This window comes from Actinomadura verrucosospora (assembly GCF_039540335.1).
Taxonomy (GTDB): domain Bacteria; phylum Actinomycetota; class Actinomycetes; order Streptosporangiales; family Streptosporangiaceae; genus Spirillospora; species Spirillospora verrucosospora.
The window spans coordinates 21,413-40,765 of sequence record NZ_BAABEV010000011.1 but is presented as its reverse complement, the minus strand read 5'-3'; the positions used below and the strand labels follow the sequence as shown (position 1 = coordinate 40,765).

Sequence of the window (19,353 nt, the reverse complement as noted above, 5' to 3'; positions counted from 1 at the left end):
CGCTCACCTCCGGTCCTCGGTCATCGCGAGATAGGCGGATTCGAGCGCGCTGCCCGCGGGCGCGAGGCCGCTGACGGGCACGCCGGCGGCGACGAGCCTGGCCAGCAGCCCGGCCGCCTCGGCCTCGGTCAGCGGACCGACCTCGGCGCCTCCCGCCGCGTCGGCCGCCCGCGCCCACGGCAGCTCCGGCTCGCCGTCCAGCGCGGCCGCCAGCGGCTCGGGGTCGAGCGAGCGGATCCGCCACCGGACCCGGGCCGACGCGCCGGCGATCTCCGCCATCGCGTGGTCCCCGGCCGTCCGCCCGTGGTCGACCAGGACGACCCTGTCGGCGATCTCCTCCAGCTCGCTGAGGATGTGGCTCGACACGAGCACCGCGGTCCCCTCGGCCGCGAGGGAGCGCAGCAGGTCGCGCAGCTCGATGCGGGACCGCGGGTCGAGGCCGGACGCGGGCTCGTCCAGCAGCAGGACGCGCGGCCGGTGCACGAGGGCCCGCGCCATCCCGAGGCGCTGCTTCTGCCCGCGTGACAGGGCGTGGACGGGCTGTCCGAGACGGTCCTCCAAGTGGACGAGGGTGAGCAGCGCCCTGATCCGGCGCGGGCGCTCCTGCCTGGACAGCCCGTAGGCGTCGGCGAAGAACCCCAGGTACTCGTCCACCGTGAGCTGGTCGTACACGCCGAACGTGTCCGGCATCCAGCCGAGCGCTTCGCGGGCCCGCGCGGGATGGGCGAGCGCGTCGTGGCCCGCGATCCGCACCGTGCCCGCGTCGGGCGCGAGCAGGGTCGCCAGGATGAGCAGCAGCGTCGTCTTGCCCGCCCCGTTGGTCCCGACGAGCGCCGTGACCTGCCCGTACGGGACGGTGAGGTCGAGGCCGCGCAGCGCCTCCACCGCCCCGAAGCGCCGCACCACCCCGCGCGCCTCGATCGCGAGGCCGCCTTCTCCTGCCACCCGTCACCTCCGCCGCCGGGCCGGTCCCGATTCCGATGGGACGCGGCCCGGCGCCGGAGGGTTCAGTCGATTTCGGGTTGTCCGCCCGGACCGGCCGCTATTCGACGGTGACGGACTTGGCGAGGTTGCGGGGCTGGTCGACGTCGTGGCCCTTGGCGGTGGCCAGCTCGCACGCGAAGACCTGCAGCGGGACGGTCGTGACCAGCGGCTGCAGCAGCGTCGGGACGGCCGGGACGCTGATCAGGGTGTCCGCGTACGGCTCGACCGACGCGTCGCCCTCCTCGGCGATCACGATCGTCCGGGCGCCGCGGGCCCGGATCTCCTGGATGTTCGACACGATCTTGTCGTGCAGGACGTCCCGCGCCCGCGGCGGCACGACGACCACGACGGGCAGGTCCTTCTCGATCAGCGCGATCGGGCCGTGCTTCAGCTCCCCGGCGGCGAAGCCCTCGGCGTGCATGTACGCCAGTTCCTTGAGCTTGAGAGCGCCCTCCAGGGCGACCGGGAAGCCGACGTGGCGGCCGAGGAACAGCACGCACCGCTCGCCGGCCAGCGAGCGGGCCAGCTCCCGCACCGGCTCCATGGTCTCCAGGACCTTCTCCACCTTCTCCGGCATCCGTTCGAGGAGCTGGACCATGGCGAAGACCTCGTCGCCCCACTTGGTGCCGCGCACCTGCGCGATGTAGAGGGCGATGAGGTAGACGGCGACGAGCTGGGTGAGGAACGCCTTGGTGGACGCGACCGCGATCTCCGGCCCGGCGTGCGTGTAGAGGACGCCGTCGCACTCGCGGGGCAGCGTGGAGCCGTTGACGTTGCAGATGCCGAGCAGCTTGGCCTTCTGCTCGCGGGCGTGCCGGACGGCCATCAGCGCGTCCATCGTCTCGCCCGACTGGGAGATCGCGATGACCAGCGTCGTCGGGGACAGGATCGGGTCGCGGTAGCGGAACTCGCTGGCCAGCTCGACCTCGCAGGGCAGCCCCGCCCAGTGCTCGATCGCGTACTTGGCGATCAGCCCGGCGTGGTAGGACGTCCCGCACGCCACGATGATGATCTTGTCGACCTCGCGCAGCTCGCGGTCCGGGATGCGCATCTCGTCCAGGTGCAGGCGCCCGTCCGCGCCGATCCGGCCGAGCAGGGTGTCGGCGACGGCGCGCGGCTGCTCGGCGATCTCCTTGAGCATGAAGTAGTCGTAGCCGCCTTTTTCCGCGGCGGACACGTCCCAGTCGACGTGGTACTCCTTCACCTCGGCGGGGCGCCCGTCGAAGTCGGTGACCTTCACGCCCTCGGCGCGCAGCTCGACGATCTGGTCCTGGCCCAGCTCGATCGCGTCCCGGGTGTGCTCGATGAACGCGGCCACGTCGCTGGCGAGGAAGTTCTCCCCGTCCCCGACGCCGACGACGAGCGGGGAGTTGCGGCGCGCCCCGACGACCAGGCCCGGCGAGCCGGTGTGCGTCGCGACCAGCGTGAACGCGCCCTCCAGCCGGCCGCAGACGCGGCGCATGGCGTCGGCGAGGTCGCCGCCGCCCTTCAGCTCGTCCTCCAGCAGGTGGGCGACGGCCTCGGTGTCGGTGTCGGAGCCAAGCCCGTGCCCGGCCTCCTCCAGCTCCGCCCGCAGCTCCGCGAAGTTCTCGATGATGCCGTTGTGGATCACCGCGACGGAGCCGGTGCAGTCGACGTGCGGGTGGGCGTTGCGGTCGTTCGGCGGGCCGTGCGTCGCCCACCGGGTGTGCCCCATGCCGAGCGTCCCGGCGGGCGGGGGCTCCTCCTCCAGGGCGCCGCGCAGGTTCACCAGCTTGCCCGCGCGCTTGGCCGTCGCCAGCTTCCCGTCGGCCAGCACGGCCACTCCGGCCGAGTCGTAGCCGCGGTACTCCAGCCGCGCCAGCCCGTCGACGACCACGTCGAGGGCGGACCGGCCGCCCACGTAACCCACGATTCCGCACATGGCGGCAACTCTATTCGGTACGGCGCACCGGACCTACCTGCGAGGGCCGCCCTGGCATGACGCTAGCGTGGACGACCGGTGGAAACCCGGTGACCGGAACGCAGCCCGGTTACTGTTCAGCCATGACGAGCGGATGGGACAGCGTGCCGAGCCCCTACGTGGAACTCTCCCGTGAGGCCTGGCGCGGCCTGCGCGAGAACACCCCGCTCCCGCTCACGCCCGGTGAGCTGGACGCCCTGCGCGGCCTGCGCGACCCGATCGACATCACCGAGGTCGAGGAGGTCTACCTGCCGCTGTCCCGGCTGCTCAACCTGTTCTTCCTGTCGGACGGGCGGCTGCGCGACACCGTCAGCGGCTTCCTCGGCGGCGAGGTGCGGCCCACCCCGTTCATCCTCGGCGTGGCGGGCAGCGTCGCGGTCGGCAAGTCCACCACGTCCCGGCTGCTGCGCACGCTCCTCGCGCGCTGGCCGGAGCACCCGAGCGTGGAGCTGGTCACGACCGACAGCTTCCTGTACCCGAACGCCGTTCTGGCCGAGCGCGGGATCATGGACCGCAAGGGGTTCCCCGAGTCCTACGACCGCCGCGCCCTCGTCCGCTTCGTGTCGGCGATCAAGTCGGGCGCGGCGGAGGCGTCGATCCCGGTGTACTCGCACCTGGAGTACGACATCGTCCCGGGCGCGACGCAGACCGTCCGGCGCCCCGACATCCTGATCGTCGAGGGCCTCAACGTGCTGCAGGCGCCCCCGCCCGGCACCCTGGGCGTATCCGACTTCTTCGACTTCTCCATCTATGTGGATGCGCGGGTCGAGGACATCCGGCAGTGGTACATCGACCGGCTCTTCGCGCTGCGCCGCACCGCCTTCACCGACCCGCGCTCCTACTTCCACAAGTACGCCCGCGACCTGGACGAGGACGAGACCGCCGCGTTCGCCCAGCGCGTCTGGCGCGACGTCAACGAGATCAACCTCGTCTCCAACATCCTCCCGACCCGCGCCCGCGCCACCCTCGTCCTCCACAAGGACAAACAGCACTCTGTTCAACGGATCCGACTCCGTCGGATCTGATTTCTCTCCTCCTTCGGGCCTTGAAGGCCCTCCTGTGCTTATTGCAGTGCTCTCCTCCTTCGGGCCTGGCGGCCCTCCATCGTCGAGCACCGCGGCGATCGCTGGCATCGCTTCGACTCGCCTGGCGGCTCGCTGCGCGATCAGGTTCTCGCAAGCTCGAACCTGCCTTCGGACGCGATCGCGGCCCTTCGGGTTGTTGCGTGGTGGTGGTGGCTGGGGGCGGCGGTCGAAGGACCTCTTCCGTGGGCGCGGCGGGTCAGCGGGTCCAGGGGCCTGTTATGGCGAACGTGGTGCCTGGGGTGTAGACGTTCACGTACATCGTGCGCTCGTCGGGGGAGAACGTGACTCCGGCGAACTCGCCCCACTCCGGCTCGGTCTCCGTGCCGATGTTCTGGCTGTTGCGGGCCATCGGGTAGACCGTGCGGCGACGGGAGACGCCGAAGACATGCTGGGCGCCGTTGCCGTCCTCGCACACCATCAGGCCGCCCTGCGGCGCCAGGCAGATGTTGTCGGGCGACTCTCCGGGCTTCTCGACGTCGGTGTCCGGGCCGAACACGATGACGAGGGTGAGCCGGCGGTGGCGCGGCTCGTAGGACCACACCTGCCCGAAGTGGTCGGCCTGGGAGCCGTCCTTCTTCTTCGCGAAGCTCGACACGAAGTAGACGCGGTCGCCGCCCCAGTAGCAGCCCTCCAGCTTCTGGGCGTGGGTGATGCCGCCGGACCCGAAGTCCTGGAACCGGATCGGCGTCTGCGCCGCGAGCGGGTCGGGCACCTTCTTCCACTCGACGTGGTCGAACACGGTGCCGGGCTCCTGCACGACCGACAGGTCCGGGACGCCCGGAACGCACAGCGCCTCCAGCCGTCCGCCGGCCCGCAGGCTGCCGAAGCCGCCGCGCGGCCGCTTCGGGTGGAACCGGTAGAACAGCCCGAACGGCTTGTCGAAGGCGTCCTCGGTCTCGTAGACGGTCCCGTCGCGCGGGTCGACGGCGATCGCCTCGTGCTGGAACCGCCCCATCGCGGTCAGCGGCTCGGGGTCGGTGCGGCCCTGGTCGTACGGGTCGACCTCGAAGATGAACCCGTGGTCCTTGGTGTAGTTCCCGGTGCCGGCCTTGTCCTCGGTCTCCTCGCAGGTCAGCCACGTGTGCCACGAGGTGGGACCGCCCGCGCAGTTGACGGCCGTCCCGGCGATGGCGACGCGCTCGGTGTGCACGCGCCCGGCGGCGTCGACCTCCAGCGCGGTGCAGCCGCCGAGGCCGCCCGGGTCGTAGGTGACGCCCTCGACCGCCGGCACCCGGTGCTCGGCGGTCGGCCGGTTCTCGTGGTTGCGGACGAGCCACGTGCGGCCCCGGCGGCCGGGGAAGGCCGCCATCCCGTCGCAGTGGCTCGGCACCGGGCCCTCCCCCGAGCGCAGCGGCTCGCCCTCGCGGGACAGGACGGTGTAGCGGAAGCCGCGCGGCAGGTCCAGCAGCCCCTTCGGGTCGGGCACGAGGGGCCCGTACCCGTCGTGGCCGCCGGTCGGGGCGGCGGACGCGCTTCCGGCGAACAGCTGCTCCACGGCTCCGGTGAAGGCGATCCCCGCCCCCACCGCACCCGTCCTTGCGAGGAGCTGGCGGCGCGAAACTGTCATGAGCACACTCCCTGATGGATCGTTACAAGATCCCCTCGCCCGTTGTAACACGCGTCACATCGATTGTGAACCGACCCGGCCCGGGACCCGGCCGAACCGGGCGTCGCGGGCGTGCGTCTGACGATCGATACTGTCCGTGCCTGCCGTGAAACTGGAGCGATGACCGACATTCCCGGCGTCGAGGACGCCCCCGAAAGCGCGCTGCCCCGCCTGCTCGTCGAACCGCCATGGAAGCGTCGCCGCCCCGCGAGTGCCGAACCGGTCGTTCTGAAGGGGTTGAAGCGGCCCAAGACGCCCACCGTGGAGTCCTGGCCGCCCGGGTTGCGGGACGAGTGGGCGAAGACCCCGCACATGTTCCCGAAGGCGTACGAGCCCTTCCCCGAGGAGCCCGACTGGAAGGCGCTGGCCGAGCGGTTCCGCAGTGGCGAGATGCTGGAGTCCCCGCGGGGCGGAGACCGGCGCCGCGGCTACTACTGGCTGGTGATGCAGGGTCCTGACGACCTCGCCGAAGAGCTTCTCGCCGACGAGCGCTACTACGACGACTGGAACAGCTACGTAGACGTGGTCCCGGTGAAGCACTTCACCGCGCGTCGCGGCCTCGCCGCCCACCGGCTGCTGCTCCACGCGGCGAAGTGTCACATCTCCTGCGCGGCGGCGCTCGTCCCGTTCCTGGACGACGCCACCGCGCAGATCATGATCGGCGCGCTCGGCCGGGTCGACGAGGCCGCGCGGCTCTGGTTCACCTGGCACGGCGCCGGGGCGGCCCCGTTCGTGATCCCCGAGGCGCTGCGCAAGCCCGGCCCCAAGCGCACGAAGGCCGAGCAGGGCCTCACGCTGATCGCCCGCGAGCACGGCAGCGGCTGCCTCGTGGACGCGGCGCGGGGGTACGGCGAGGAGGTGGTCGCGGCGATCGAGGCGCTGCGCACCGACCCGCTGGACCAGTATCCCGACGATCTCCCGGAATGGGACGAGGAGACGGTTCGCAAGCTGCCGCGGCTCCTGCTGCGCGGCCGCGACCGGGCGCTGCCGGTGGAGGCCGCCCGGCACTTCGTGACGATGCTGCTGATCTCCACGCAGGAGGACCCGTACCCGGGGTGCGAGCAGGTCGTCGAGCTGTGCGACCCGGAGTCCCTGGCCGAGTTCGCGCTGGCCCTCAGCGTCCACGACCGGGGCAGCGGGCTGTGGGCGTCGCAGGGCGTGCAGTACGCCCTGCGGCGCTTCGGCGACGCCGCCGCGGCCGCCCGGCTGACCGACCGGATGGTGCGCTGGGACAACTACTACACCTGGACGTTCAAGGGGTGGACGGCGCTCGACGTCCTCATGGCGATCGACATGCCCGCCGACGACAAGCTGCGCCATCTGGACCGCATCGTCCGGCGGGGCGCCGACGCCAAGCACCTGCGGCCCCGCGCGCAGGGCCGGCTGAACGCCGCCGCCCGGGAGCGGGGGCTGACCTCCGAGCAGCTGGCGGACCTGCTCGTCCCCGACCTCGGCCTGGACGCCGATGGCTCGATGACGCTCGACTACGGCACGCGCCGCTTCGTCGTCGGCTTCGACGAGCAGCTCAAGCCCTTCGTGACCGACGAGGACGGCAAGCCCCGCAAGACGCTGCCGAAGCCGGGCGTCAGGGACGACGAGAAGCTCGCGCCGCTCGCCTACCAGCGGTTCGCCGACCTGAAGAAGGAGGCACGGGCGGTCGCCGCCGACCAGATCAAGCGGCTGGAGAAGGCGATGGTCGCCGGGCGCTCCTGGACGCCCGAGGAGTTCCGCTCGGTCTTCGTGGGGCACCCGCTGATGCGCCACATCGCGCGCCGCCTGGTGTGGTCGGCGGGCGGGGCCGCGTTCCGGGTCGCCGAGGACGGCACGCTCGCCGACGTCCATGACGACGAGTTCGTCCTCCCGCAGGACGCCCTCGTGACGCTCCCGCACCCGGTCCTTCTCGGGGCGGACACCGTGGCGGCCTGGGCGTCGGTCTTCGGGGACTACGAGATCCTCCAGCCGTTCCCGCAGCTCGGACGTCCCGTCTACGAACTGGAGGACGGCGAGCGCGACGCCGCCCGGCTGGCCCGCTTCGAGGGGGTCACCGCCCATTTCGGCAAGTTCATGGGCATGACGTCCCGCGGCTGGGAGCTGGGCGACAAGGAGACCGGCGGGTTCCGCCGCCAGGTCAACCTGATCACCCCGGACGAGCGGCACGTGATGGTCGCGTTCGAGCCCGGCATCCGCGTCCTGAGCCCGGAGGAGTTCGCGGAGCAGAGGATCGAGCGCGTCATGCTGATGACCGGCCGCTACTCCGGGAAGGCGCATCCGTTCGGCGCGCTCGACCCGGTCACCGCGTCCGAGATGCTCGCCGAGCTGACCCGCCTCACCGCCTGACCCGCGGACCGGCGCCTTCCGTCCACCGATCGGTGGACGGAAGGTTCCACCGGTCGAGGCTCATGCGCGCCGGGGCGCCGCGGCCAGCATTTCCGGTATGACGGATCTACTCGTACGCATGGCCCGGTGGAGCGCCGGGCACCCCTGGCGCGGCATGGCGGCCTGGCTGCTGTTCGTGGTTCTGTGCCTCGGCATCGGCGTCGCGGCCGGCGGGCACGCGGCCACGACCGAGGACTTCCGGATCGGCGAGGCCGGCCGGGGAGAGACGATCGCCGCCGAGGGCGGGCTCCAGCAGCGGCCCGTCGAGCACGTGCTGGTCACCGGCGGGGGCGCGGCCGCCGACGCGGCGGCGCGGGACGCCGCCGCGCGGATGGGGCGGCTGCCCGAGGTCGCGTCGGTGTCCGCGCCCGTGAGGTCGAAGGACGGCTCGGCGGTCCGCGTCGACGTGACGTTGAAGGGCTCCGAGCTCCAGGGCAAGGAGCACGTCGAGCCGCTGCGGGCCCAGACCGCCGCGGTCCGGGCCGCGCACCCGGACGTGAGGGTGGAGGAGACCGGCGGCCCGTCCATCAGCAAGGGCGTGGGCGAGCTGCGCGACGACGACCTCGCCCGCACGGAGATGATCGCGTTGCCGATCACCCTGCTCACGCTGCTGCTGGTGTTCGGCTCGTTCGCGGTGGCGGTCGTGCCGGTGGTGCTCGCGCTGACCTCGATCGCGGCGGCGATCGGCCTGTCGATGCTCGCCTCGCACGTCTTCCCGGACGCCGGGGTCGGCGCCAGCGTCATCCTGCTGATCGGCATGGCGGTCGGCGTCGACTACACCCTCTTCTACCTCAAGCGGGAGCGGGAGGAGCGGGCCCGCTCGGGCGGCCGGCTGGACGCGCGGGCCGCCGTGGAGACCGCCGCGGCGACGTCGGGCCGCTCGGTGGTGGTGTCCGGGCTGGCGGTCGCCGCGTCCAGCGCGACCCTCTACCTGGCCGACGACGTGATCTTCTCCTCGATCGCGACCGCGGCGATCGTCGTCACGCTGATCGCCGTGGTCAGCTCCCTGACCGTCCTGCCGGCGGTGCTCGCCAAGCTCGGCGGATGGGCGGAGCGGCGGGCCGTCCGGCGCGGCCGGACGCCGAAGCCGCCGCGGACGGGCGGCGGCCGGATCACCCGGGCGATGCTGCGTCCCACCGGAAGGCACCCGGCCGCGACGCTGGCCGTGGCGGTGACCGCGATGCTCGCGCTGACCGCGCCGCTGCTGAGCATCGACCTCACCGACATGGGTCGCGACAGCCACCCGCGCGAGATCCCGGCGATGCGGACCTACGACCGGCTGAACGCGGCGTTCCCGGAGCTCAAGGCCATGCACCAGATCGTCGTCAAGGCCGACGCCGGACGCGCGGACGAGGTGACCGCGTCCCTGCGCGCCCTGGCGGAACGGGCGGCGGGCGACCCCCTGCTCGCCGGGACGTCCGAGCTGCGCACCTCGCCGGACGGTCGGATCAGCCTGCTCGAACTCGCGGTGCCGCACCACGTGAGCACCGACGCCGCGCGGCGCTCCCTGGAGCGGGTCCGCGGCGAGTACGTCCCGGAGACCGTCGGGAAGCTCGGCGTCGAGACCGCCGTGACCGGAGACGTGGCCCGCTACGCCGACTACCCCGAGCACCAGGAGAGCAAGCTTCCGTTCGTCATCGGGGCGCTGCTGCTGGTGACGTTCGCGATGACCGTGTGGGCGTTCCGCTCGGTGGCCCTCGGGCTGATCGGGGTGCTGCTGAACCTGCTGTCGGCCGGCGCCTCGCTCGGCCTGCTCACCCTCGTCTTCCAGGGGACGTGGGCCGAGGGGCTGCTCGGCTTCACCTCCACCGGCTCGGTCGGCTCCCGCGTCCCGCTCTTCCTGCTGGTGATCCTGTTCGGGCTGTCGATGGACTACCAGGTGTTCGTGATCAGCCGGATCCGGGAGGCGGCGCTGCGCGGCGTCCCGACCCGGCAGGCGGTGCTGGACGGGGTCGGCGGCTCGGCGAGCGTGGTGACCAGCGCCGCGTTCGTCATGGTCACGGTGTTCGCCGGCTTCGCCACCGTCCACATCATGGAGCTGAAGCAGATGGGCTTCGCGCTGGCCGTGGCGGTGCTCCTGGACGCGGCCGTCATCCGGATCACGGTCCTGCCCGCCCTGATGCTTCTGCTCGGCGACCGGTGCTGGTGGCCCGGCCGGCGGCATCGCCCCGGCGCCGCCCGGACGGCGGACGGCGCGACCGCGCCCCTGCCGCAGAACATAGGCTGACCGGCATGGTGCAGCCCGGTGAACGTCCCCAAGTGCGGGCGCTCCGCAGGTGGTACGCCGCCGCCTGGATCATGTTCGGACTGGTCCCGCCCGCCCTCGCGGTGGCCGACCAGCCGGACGACACCAGAGCCGCCACGCTGGCGCTGCTGACCGCGCTGGGGCTCTGCTACCCGATCACCGAGACGTTCCCCGGGAACCCGGCGGTCCGCCGGAACACCTTCCTGGCCGCGCTGATCGGGGGGATCGGCGCCGTCTCCTACCTGATGGGCGGTGCCGCGTCCCTGCTCATCACGTCCCTCCCGCACTTCTGGATCCTCGCGGGGACCCCGCGGCGCGCGGTGCTGCTCAGCGGCGCCGCCGCCGCGGCCGCGGTCGCCGGAGACGCCCTCCACAACGCCCCGGACGGGGAGCCGCTCACCGGCAACTCGATCGCCGCGCTCATCGGATACGCGGCGGGCGTCCTGTTCGGGCTGTGGATGCAGCGGGTGGTCGGGCAGCACGACCAGCGCGCCCGGCTCCTCGAAGCCGACCTGGCCGAGGCCGAGCGGCGGCTCGCCGAGGCGCAGCGCCGGCAGGGCGCCGCCGACGAGCGCGAACGCATCGCCCGCGAGATCCACGACACGCTCGCGCAGGGGTTCGCGTCCATCGTCGTCCTGGCGGAGGCGGCTCGCGACGGCCTGCGCTCCGACCCGGACCGCAGCGGCCGCCAGCTCGTCTCGATCGAGCAGACGGCGCGGGAGAACCTCGCCGAGGCGCGCGTCCTCGTCGGGGCGGCGTCGCAGGGCAGCGTCGCCCCCGCCTCGGTCGCCCGGACCCTGCGCCGCACCCTCGACCGGTTCGCCGAGGACACCGGGCTCACCGTCCACGCCGAGCTGCCCGACGTCGAGTGCGACCAGACGACCCGGATCGCGCTGCTGCGCTGCACGCAGGAGTCGCTCGCCAACGTCCGCAAGCACGCCGCCGCGTCCACGGTCGGCGTCGTGCTCGAACGGCACCCGCACGGCGTCGAGCTGGAGATCACCGACGACGGGCGCGGGTTCGCGGTGGCCGGGTCGCGCGGCTTCGGCCTCGACGGCATGCGCCGCCGCCTCGCCGAACTCGGCGGCGAGCTCACCGTGACCAGCTCCCCCGGCGAGGGCACCCGGATCCTCGCCATGATCCCCGCGAGGGCGTGAGATGACCGCGAAACTCAGGATCATCGTGGTGGACGACCACACGGTCATGCGCGCGGGCGTCGTCGCGCTGCTGGCCGCCGAGCCCGGCATCGAGATCGTCGGCGAGGCGGACGACGGCCGCGCGGCGATCGACCTGGCCGAGCGCCTGCGGCCCGACGTCGCGCTGCTCGACCTGCGGATGCCGGTGCTGGACGGCGTCGCGGCCACCGCCGAACTCGCCCGGCTCGGCACCCGCGTCCTCGTCCTCACCACCTACGACACCGACACCGAGATCGAGCGCGCGATCGAGGCCGGGGCCATCGGCTACCTGCTCAAGGACACCACCCGCGACCAGCTGGTCGGCGCCATCCGGGCGGCGGCGCGCGGGGAGACCGTCCTCGCGCCGCGCGTGGCCGAGAAGCTCGTCGCCCGGATGCGCCGCCCGGAGCCGGCCGCGCTGACCGCCCGGGAGATCGAGGTCCTCCGGGCGGTCGCCGACGGCCTGTCCAACGCCGAGATCGGGCGGCGGCTCGTCATCGCGGAGGCGACCGTCAAGACGCACCTGCTCCGCGTCTTCGCGAAGCTGGACGTCGGCGACCGCACGCACGCCGTCGTCGTCGCCATGGACCGCGGTCTGCTCTCCCGCTAGCCGCGCTCCCCTAGTCGGCGCTGGCGACGGGCAGGGAGCGGAGCCGGAAGGTGGCGAGGAACGCCGCGACGAGCGTGACCGCGACCAGCAGCCCGATCGCCACCGGAAGGTCCACGGTCGACCTCACCGGCGACGCGTCGGTGAGCGCGTCCGTCACCGACAGGCACCACTGCTGGATCGACGCCGACTTGGCGCCCGGCGCGAAGTTGCCGAGCAGCGACTCCCACACCAGCGCGTACAGCAGGCCGATCGTGACGGCGTTGCGGCTGGCGACGGCCAGCGCGACGAACACCGCGCTGTAGACGACGCCGCCGATCAGCACGCCGATCGTGAACGCGGGCGTCAGCTGCGCGGTCGTCCCCGTGAGGATCAGCCCCGCCAGCGCCGTCGGCACCGCCGCGAACGCCGTCACCAGGACGATCGCCACGACCAGCTTCGTCAGCACGATCACCTCGCGCGGAACCGGCTTGGTCAGCACGTACATGATCTGGCCGTCGTCGATCTCCGGGCCGATCACCCCGGTCCCGGCGATCAGCGCGAGCAGCGGCAGCAGCGTCGCCAGGCCGAACTTCTGCAGGATGTTCGCCGAGACGTCCAGGTCGTCGTTGCCGGTCACCTTGAGCGCCGCCGCCAGCACCAGCAGGAGCAGCGGCAGCCCCAGCAGGAGCAGCGCGCGCTTGCGTCCGAGCATCGCCCGGAACGTGATCATCGCGATCGTGCCATTCATCGGGCCACCAGGTAGGAGAAGACGCTTTCGAGGGACTCGTCGGCCGGGGAGACCTCCCACAGGCGCACGCCGGCGTCCCGGGAGACCTGCGGCAGCAGCCAGGTGAAGCGCTGGAAGTCGACCGCCTCGACCTGCAGGCCCTTGTCGGTGAGCTGGACGCTGCGGGCCGACCCGTCGGCGATGACGGCGGCGGCGAGCCGCCGGTCGTCGGACGAGCGGACCAGGAAGATGTGCGGCCGGTCGGTCATCAGCCGCCGGATCTTGCGGAAGTCGCCGGACGCCGCGTGCCGCCCCGCCACGATCACCTCGATGTGGCTGGCGAGCCGCTCCACCTCCTCCAGGATGTGCGAGGAGAACAGGATCGTGCGGCCCTCGGCGGCCATCCGCTGGATGAGGTCCATCAGCTGGAGCCGCTGCCGCGGGTCCATGCCGTTGAACGGCTCGTCCAGCAGCAGCACGGGCGGGTCGTGCACCAGCGCCGACGCCATCTTGATGCGCTGCTTCATGCCCTTGGAGTAGTTGCCGATGGGGCGCCCGGCCGCGTAGTCCATCTCCACCAGGCCGATGGCGCGGCGGGCGGCCGCGCGCGGATCGGGCAGCTTGTGCAGCTTGGCCATCGCGAGGATGAACTGCTCGCCGGTGAGGAAGTCGTAGGCGGACTCCCGCTCGGGCACGAGCCCGAGGCTGCGGTAGATGCCCGGGTTGCGCCAGATCGGCTTCCCGTCCAGCGTGACGGAGCCGGACGACGGCGCGAGGAACCCGCCCATCATGTGGATGAGCGTCGACTTGCCCGCCCCGTTCGGCCCGAGGAGCCCCGTGACGCCCGGCCCGACCTTCATCGTCACGCCGTTGACGGCGACGACGTTCCCGTACCACCGGGACACGTTCTCCAGAATGAGCTCACTCATGTCTTCCTCCATGTGGGGGGGCGACCCCCCACACCCCCCGGTTCGCTTCGCTCATCAAGAGAGGCCCGCCTTCCGGAACCTGCGGTAGAGCACCGCGATCGAGCCGACGACGATCAGGACGCACACCGCGAGGGCGACCACCCCGCCGGCGACTCCGGACGGGACCCCGGCGGACGACGACTGGGCGCCCAGCAGCCGCACCTGGACGATGTCGACCAGGTTGAACGGCGTGAACAGCCCCGCCCAGCCCTGGAGCGTGAAGTTCGTCTGCGCCTCGGCGATCCCCTGGACGGCCCCGACGAACGCCGCGCTGATCATGTAGACGGCGATGACCGCCGCGACCCCGAAACCGCGCCGCGGGGTGAACGCCGCGACCACCATCCCGATGGCGGCCAGGACGAGCGCGAACAGCACGCAGCCGACGAGCGCGCCGAGGTACTTCAGCAGCTGCTCGCCGGAGTCCGGCATCTTGGAGATCAGGCCGCCCACGTACAGGACGGTGACCGGCACCGCCATCAGCGCGAACAGCGCGGTCGCCATCGCGGCGGCCTTCGCCAGCACGAAGTCGAGATGGCCGACGGGGCGCGAGAAGTACAGCGGGATGACGTGGAAGCGCACCTCCCGCGAGGCCAGCACCGGCGCCTGCGTGGCCAGGAAGATCGCCACGATGACCTGCATGATGTTGGCGTAGGAGGAGTAGCGGAACAGCGCGTCCTCCTGCTTGGTGAACGCGAACGCCGCGACCGACCCGGCGGCCGGCAGCAGCATGATCGCCCCCAGCAGGAACGGCATCACCTTCGCCCGCGCGGGACGGCCGAGGCCGTAGGCGGCGCGCAGGTTGTGCACGTACAGCGACCGCAGCACGTACGCGCGGCCGTTGCGGCGCCCCTCGTAATGCCGGTAGCCGATGTCGTGGATCGTGCTGGTGCTCATCGCGGCGCTCCCTGCTGCACGTCTCCGGGCTGCGCGCCGCCGGGCTCGACCCCCGCGGCAAGGGCCTGCGGGGCGGGCGGCGTCTGGAAGACCTCTTCGATGTGGTGGCGGCGCTGCTCCATCCGGATCAGCCGGAGCCCGAGCTCGGCGACGCCGTCGCGGACCAGGTCGTAGGTCTGCTCGCCGGCGATGTCCACGACGAGGAACCGGCCCTCCGGACGGACGGCCACGCCCTGGTCGTAGAGGTGCTGCCCGAGCGTGTCGCGCCCCTCGTCCACCTCGACGGTGAGCACGCCGCTCTCGGCCGTGTACGCCTCGACGGCCTGGGAGCGCAGCAGCTTCCCGCCGTCGACGATGACGACGTGCTCGCAGACCCGCTCCAGCTCGCCCAGCAGGTGCGAGGTGACCAGGACGCTGATCCCGAACTCGGTGCCGATCCGGCGGATCAGGTCGAGCATCTCGTCGCGTCCGGCCGGGTCGAGGCCGTTGGTGGGCTCGTCCAGGAAGACGAGCTTCGGGTCGTGGACGAGGGCCTGCGCGAGTTTCACCCGCTGGCGCATCCCCGTCGAGTAGCCGCCGATGGGACGGTAGCGCTCCTCGTACAGGCCGACGTGCCGCAGCGTGTCGGCGGCGCGCTCGCGGGCCGCGGTCGGCGGCAGCCCGCACATCCGGGCCATGTGCACGACGAACTCGGTCGCGGACACGTCCGGCGGCAGGCAGTCGTATTCGGGCATGAACCCGACGCTCTCCCGGATCCGCAGGCCCTCGCGCGCGATGTCGAGGCCGAGCACGGTCGCGGTCCCGGAGGTGGGCGGCAGCAGCCCGAGGAGGATCTTGATGAGCGTCGACTTGCCGGCGCCGTTGGCGCCGACCAGGCCGACGACTCCGGGCTCGACGGCCACGGAGAGGTCGTCCAAGGCGGTCACCCGGGGGAACCTCATCGTCAGGCCCTGGGTGGCGATGATGGGCATACCGTCGAACCTAGCGGCTGGCCCCGCATGGCACGTCACCCTCAAGGGCGATCAGGGGCAGCCTTTGGTCCGATGCCGGAGGCGACCTAAGTCCCCCTCATCGCGTTCCTTCGGCCGCGGTGCCGCAGCACGACGGCCCACACGGCCCGCTGCAGGAGCAGGGTCAGCGTCCCCGCGATGATCATTCCGGCGACGTTCACGCCCAGCTGGAGCAGCGACCCGTTGATCTCGCTGCCGTGCTTGAGCGCCATCGCGACCGCGAGGTTGCCCGCCGCCGGCACGGTGGTGACCGAGATGAAGACCCCGACCAGCGCCGACGACTTGCCCGCGGTGAGCGACAGCACGCCCGCGGCGCCGGCGAGCAGCGCGACGATGAACGACCAGCGGTCCGGGCTGTAGATGAACGCGGTGAGCGGGCGTTCGTCCGGCAGGCGGTCCAGCTCGATCACCCCGCTCCACCGGGCGGCCAGCGCGCACACGTAGGTGACGGCGATCGCCACGGCGAAGCCGATGACCAGCGCCCGGATCGCGTGCACGATGCGTCCGGGCTGGAGCCGGACGAGCCCGTAGCAGATCGCCGCGATGGCCGCGAACTCCGGTCCGAGGACCATGGCGCCGACCACCAGCACCGGCGAGTCGATCAGCGCCGCGATCGCGGCGAGCTGCGTGGCGAGCACGAGGAACGCCACGAACGACCAGGTCAGCGCGGTTCCCTCGCTGACCTGCCGGTCCAGCTCCTCCCAGACGACGGCGTCGTCGCCGTGCCCCGGAGCCAGGTCCTTGGCCACCTCGGCGCGGTCCGACAGCGTCAGGTCGACCTTGTCGAGGGCGATCGACCCGTCCCGGTCGACGTCGAGGGCGCGCAGCGCGTCCAGCACCTCGTTGGCCGACTCGCGGGCGATGTCGGCGGTGACGAGGTCGCCGCGCGGGGCCCGGGCGGCGCCCTCGATCACGACGACGTTGGTGGCGCCGGCGCAGCCCGCCAGCTCCTTGCAGACCGCTTCCGTGCGGTCGGCCGGAACGATCGCTCTCAGATGCAACACGGGCCAATCGTGCCGTAAGCGTCGCGGTGGTGGGTCACGAGCCCGGCCGGAGGAAGCCCAGGCCAGAATGTTTGATCGATTATTTGCCTTCAAGTTGGCAAAAACGCCCAGAAACTCCCCCCAGGACGGTGAAGTCATGAAACAGGCGCCGGTGCTGTTGAAGGCCGCGCGGACGGCCGCGGCGGGCCTCGCGCTCGCCGTCCCGCTGGCGACGGCGGGCTGCGAGGGCGATGTGGGCCTCTCGGAGTCAGGATCGCCCTCGTCCGGCTCGACCAAGCCCGCCTCCGGCGACGAGGCCAAGGCCCGCAAGAACCTGTCCGGGCTCCGGATCTCGTCCGAGGGTGATCGCGGCGGCTACCGGCGCGACCGGTTCGGCACACGCTGGAAGGACACCGACCACAACGGCTGCGACCAGCGCAACGACGTCCTCGCCCGCGACCTGACGAAGGTCGAGAAGAAGGGCCGCTGCATCGTGCTCGCCGGGAAGCTGGACGACCCCTACAGCGGCAAGCAGATCGCCTTCGAGAAGAAGGACGCCGCCGAGGTCCAGATCGACCACGTCTACCCGCTCGCCCTCGCCTGGCGGATGGGCGCGTCCCGCTGGAGCGAGGACAGGCGCGAGCAGTTCGCCAACGACCACGACAACCTGCTCGCCGTCTGGGGCGTGCCCAACCGGGACAAGAGCGACTCCGGCCCCGGCGAGTGGAAGCCCCAGAAGGGGTTCCAGTGCGTCTACGCGATCAAGTACGTCGCGGTCGCGAAGAAGTACTCCCTGCCGGTGACGCGCTCCGACCACGACGCGCTCCAGGACTTCCTCGCCCGCTGCTGACCGCCGCACCACCGACGGGCCACACCACCGACCGGCGCTGCCGTTGACCGGCAGTGCCATCGGACGGCGGTGCCGCCGAAGGGCGGTGGCACTGACCGGCGGTGCCGTGGGCCGGTAGTGCCGTGGGCCGGTAGTGCCGTGGGCCGGTAGTGCCGTCGGACGGCGGTGCTGCCGGTGGGCCGTAGGCTCGTGCCATGAGCGAAGCGCGCGGCGAGGACGCCGAGAAGGACGTGGAGAGCGCCGGGCAGGAGCGGCCGCGGGTGCGGACGGAGCGGGGCGTGGGGGCGCGGGCGACCGGTGCGGAGGTGACCGGCGCGTCCGCGACCGGCCTCACGCTGCGGGCCGGGAACGGGCTCGGCTCCCTGGCGCTCGGGGCCATGGCCCTCGGCGCCGTCGCGGTCGGCGCGGTCGCGATCGGCAGGCTCGTCGTGAAGCGGGCGGTCGTCGACCATCTCCAGGCCGGGACCGTCGAGATCAGGCACCTGAAGGTCGGCCGGCTGGAGATCGACGAGCGTTAGCCCGGGCGGGCCCGTGCCCGTCCGGCCGTGCGCGTCCGGCTAGCCGAGGGTCGCGCGGACCACGCCGGCGAGGTGCTCGGCCACCGACTGGGCCTGCGTCTCGGAGGCCGCCTCCACCATCACGCGCACCATCGGCTCGGTGCCGCTCGGGCGGATCAGGACGCGGCCGGTGTCGCCGAGGTCGGCCTCGGCGGCGGAGACGGCGACGGCCAGCTCGGGAGAGGTCTTGGCACGGTCCTTGTCGACGTCCTTGACGTTGATGAGGACCTGCGGCAGCCGCGTCATCACCTTGGCCAGCTCGTCGAGCGGGCGACCGCGGCGCACCATCGCGGCGAGCAGGTGCAGGCCGGTGAGGACGCCGTCCCCGGTCGTCGCGTGGTCCAGCATGATGACGTGGCCGGACTGCTCGCCGCCGAAGCCGAAGCCGCCCTCCTTCATCGCCTCCAGGACGTACCGGTCGCCGACCGCCGTCTCCACGACGGTGATGCCCGCCTCGCGCATGGCCAGCTTGAAGCCGAGGTTCGACATCACGGTCGCGACCACCGTGTCGGCGGCGAGGGCTCCGGCCTCCCGCAGGTCCAGGGCCAGGATCGCCATGATCTGGTCGCCGTCGACGACCTCGCCGCCCGCGGTCACCGCCAGGCACCGGTCGGCGTCGCCGTCGTTGGCGATGCCGGCGTCCGCGCCGTGCTCGCGGACGGCGCGCTGCAGCGCCTCCAGGTGCGTGGAGCCGCAGCCGGAGTTGATGTTCAGCCCGTCGGGGGCCGTGCCGATCGTGATGACCTCGGCCCCCGCGCGGCGCAGCGCCTCCGGGGCGACGTCGCTGGACGCGCCGTTGGCGCAGTCGATCACGACGCGCAGGCCGTCCAGCGACACCGGGACCGTGGTCAGCAGGTGCGCGACGTACTGCTCGACCGCGCCGTGCGCCTCCCGGACGCGGCCGACGCCCGCTCCGGTCGGCGGCTTCCACGCCTCGCCGAGCCGCGCCTCGACGCGGTCCTCCAGCTCGTCGGGGAGCTTGTAGCCGCTGCGGTCGAAGAACTTGATCCCGTTGTCGGGGGCCGGGTTGTGCGAGGCCGACAGCATCACGCCGAGGTCGGCGTCCAGGGCGTGGGTCAGGTGCGCCACCGCGGGCGTCGGCAGGACGCCGAGGCGCAGCACGTCCACCCCGGCGCTCGCGAGGCCCGCCACGACGGCGGCCTCCAGGAACTCGCCCGAGGCGCGGGGGTCGCGGCCGACCACCGCGACCGGGCGGTGCCCCTTGAACGCGCCCTGCTCCCCCAGCACCCGCGCCGCCGCGACGGACAGGTCCATGGCGAGCGGGGCGGTCAGGTCTCGGTTGGCGAGTCCGCGCACGCCGTCGGTCCCGAACAGACGAGCCACAGTTCAACTCCCGATCAG

General features: G+C 72.4%; 16 protein-coding genes. 7 read left to right on the top strand and 9 right to left on the bottom strand.

Features of this window, described 5'->3' with window-relative positions; all coding sequences use genetic code 11:
- Window positions 1-3 precede the first annotated feature (3 nt).
- Together ABD944_RS14815 and glmS are read right to left on the bottom strand one after the other, a co-directional pair.
- The gene (locus ABD944_RS14815) at window positions 4-945 is read right to left on the bottom strand and encodes an ABC transporter ATP-binding protein (RefSeq protein WP_345176469.1); all 942 of its coding nucleotides are present in this window, start codon (window positions 943-945) and stop codon (window positions 4-6) included.
- A 97-nt stretch (window positions 946-1,042) separates the two neighbouring features.
- Window positions 1,043-2,887 (bottom strand): glutamine--fructose-6-phosphate transaminase (isomerizing), encoded by a 1,845-nt coding sequence (gene glmS / locus ABD944_RS14810; RefSeq protein WP_345176466.1) that lies wholly within the window; start codon window positions 2,885-2,887, stop codon window positions 1,043-1,045.
- A 122-nt stretch (window positions 2,888-3,009) separates the two neighbouring features.
- Here glmS and coaA point away from each other — a divergent pair, with 122 nt between their 5' ends.
- Window positions 3,010-3,951 (top strand): type I pantothenate kinase, encoded by a 942-nt coding sequence (coaA, locus tag ABD944_RS14805; RefSeq protein WP_345176465.1) that lies wholly within the window; start codon window positions 3,010-3,012, stop codon window positions 3,949-3,951.
- Window positions 3,952-4,207: 256 nt separating this feature from the next.
- Here coaA and ABD944_RS14800 read toward each other — a convergent pair whose 3' ends face one another.
- Window positions 4,208-5,578: an alkaline phosphatase PhoX gene (locus tag ABD944_RS14800; protein WP_345176462.1), complete on the bottom strand. Its 1,371-nt coding sequence runs from the start codon at window positions 5,576-5,578 to the stop codon at window positions 4,208-4,210.
- A gap of 159 nt (window positions 5,579-5,737) precedes the next feature.
- Here ABD944_RS14800 and ABD944_RS14795 point away from each other — a divergent pair, with 159 nt between their 5' ends.
- From ABD944_RS14795 to ABD944_RS14780, 4 genes are all read left to right on the top strand, one after another.
- Window positions 5,738-7,954 (top strand): DUF4132 domain-containing protein, encoded by a 2,217-nt coding sequence (locus ABD944_RS14795; protein WP_345176459.1) that lies wholly within the window; start codon window positions 5,738-5,740, stop codon window positions 7,952-7,954.
- 97 nt (window positions 7,955-8,051) lie between these two features.
- The gene (locus ABD944_RS14790) at window positions 8,052-10,220 is read left to right on the top strand and encodes an MMPL family transporter (RefSeq protein ID WP_345176458.1); all 2,169 of its coding nucleotides are present in this window, start codon (window positions 8,052-8,054) and stop codon (window positions 10,218-10,220) included.
- Window positions 10,221-10,225: 5 nt separating this feature from the next.
- Window positions 10,226-11,395: a sensor histidine kinase gene (locus ABD944_RS14785; RefSeq protein ID WP_345176456.1), complete on the top strand. Its 1,170-nt coding sequence runs from the start codon at window positions 10,226-10,228 to the stop codon at window positions 11,393-11,395.
- A 1-nt stretch (window position 11,396) separates the two neighbouring features.
- The gene (locus ABD944_RS14780; protein ID WP_345176454.1) at window positions 11,397-12,023 is read left to right on the top strand and encodes a response regulator; all 627 of its coding nucleotides are present in this window, start codon (window positions 11,397-11,399) and stop codon (window positions 12,021-12,023) included.
- Window positions 12,024-12,033: 10 nt separating this feature from the next.
- On the opposite strand, the gene ABD944_RS14775 is transcribed toward ABD944_RS14780, so the two are convergent.
- The 5 genes from ABD944_RS14775 to ABD944_RS14755 all read right to left on the bottom strand — a co-directional run bounded on the left by ABD944_RS14775 (window position 12,034) and on the right by ABD944_RS14755 (window position 16,605).
- The gene (locus ABD944_RS14775) at window positions 12,034-12,750 is read right to left on the bottom strand and encodes an ABC transporter permease (protein WP_345176452.1); all 717 of its coding nucleotides are present in this window, start codon (window positions 12,748-12,750) and stop codon (window positions 12,034-12,036) included.
- Window positions 12,747-13,658, bottom strand: a complete 912-nt coding sequence (locus tag ABD944_RS14770) for an ABC transporter ATP-binding protein (protein WP_345176449.1) — start codon at window positions 13,656-13,658, stop codon at window positions 12,747-12,749. Before ABD944_RS14770 ends, ABD944_RS14775 begins: the two co-directional genes overlap by 4 nt.
- 54 nt (window positions 13,659-13,712) lie before the next feature.
- A complete protein-coding gene (locus ABD944_RS14765; RefSeq protein WP_345176446.1) occupies window positions 13,713-14,591 on the bottom strand; it encodes an ABC transporter permease in 879 nt (292 codons plus the stop codon).
- Window positions 14,588-15,562: an ABC transporter ATP-binding protein gene (locus tag ABD944_RS14760; protein WP_345176444.1), complete on the bottom strand. Its 975-nt coding sequence runs from the start codon at window positions 15,560-15,562 to the stop codon at window positions 14,588-14,590. The genes ABD944_RS14765 and ABD944_RS14760 overlap by 4 nt, the downstream gene beginning before the upstream one ends.
- An 86-nt stretch (window positions 15,563-15,648) precedes the next feature.
- Window positions 15,649-16,605 carry a DUF389 domain-containing protein gene (locus ABD944_RS14755; protein ID WP_345176441.1) on the bottom strand — a complete coding sequence of 319 codons (957 nt, stop codon included), beginning with the start codon at window positions 16,603-16,605 and terminating at the stop codon, window positions 15,649-15,651.
- 136 nt (window positions 16,606-16,741) lie between these two features.
- Between ABD944_RS14755 and ABD944_RS14750 the strand changes: the two genes are divergently transcribed.
- Window positions 16,742-17,434 (top strand): HNH endonuclease family protein, encoded by a 693-nt coding sequence (locus tag ABD944_RS14750; RefSeq protein WP_345176438.1) that lies wholly within the window; start codon window positions 16,742-16,744, stop codon window positions 17,432-17,434.
- A gap of 194 nt (window positions 17,435-17,628) precedes the next feature.
- On the top strand, window positions 17,629-17,952 hold the full coding sequence (locus tag ABD944_RS14745) for a hypothetical protein (protein WP_345176437.1): 324 nt from the start codon (window positions 17,629-17,631) through the stop codon (window positions 17,950-17,952).
- 39 nt (window positions 17,953-17,991) lie between these two features.
- Here the strand turns inward: ABD944_RS14745 and glmM are convergent, their stop codons facing one another.
- Window positions 17,992-19,335 (bottom strand): phosphoglucosamine mutase, encoded by a 1,344-nt coding sequence (glmM, locus tag ABD944_RS14740; protein WP_345176435.1) that lies wholly within the window; start codon window positions 19,333-19,335, stop codon window positions 17,992-17,994.
- Between the last annotated feature and the right edge of the window lie 18 nt (window positions 19,336-19,353).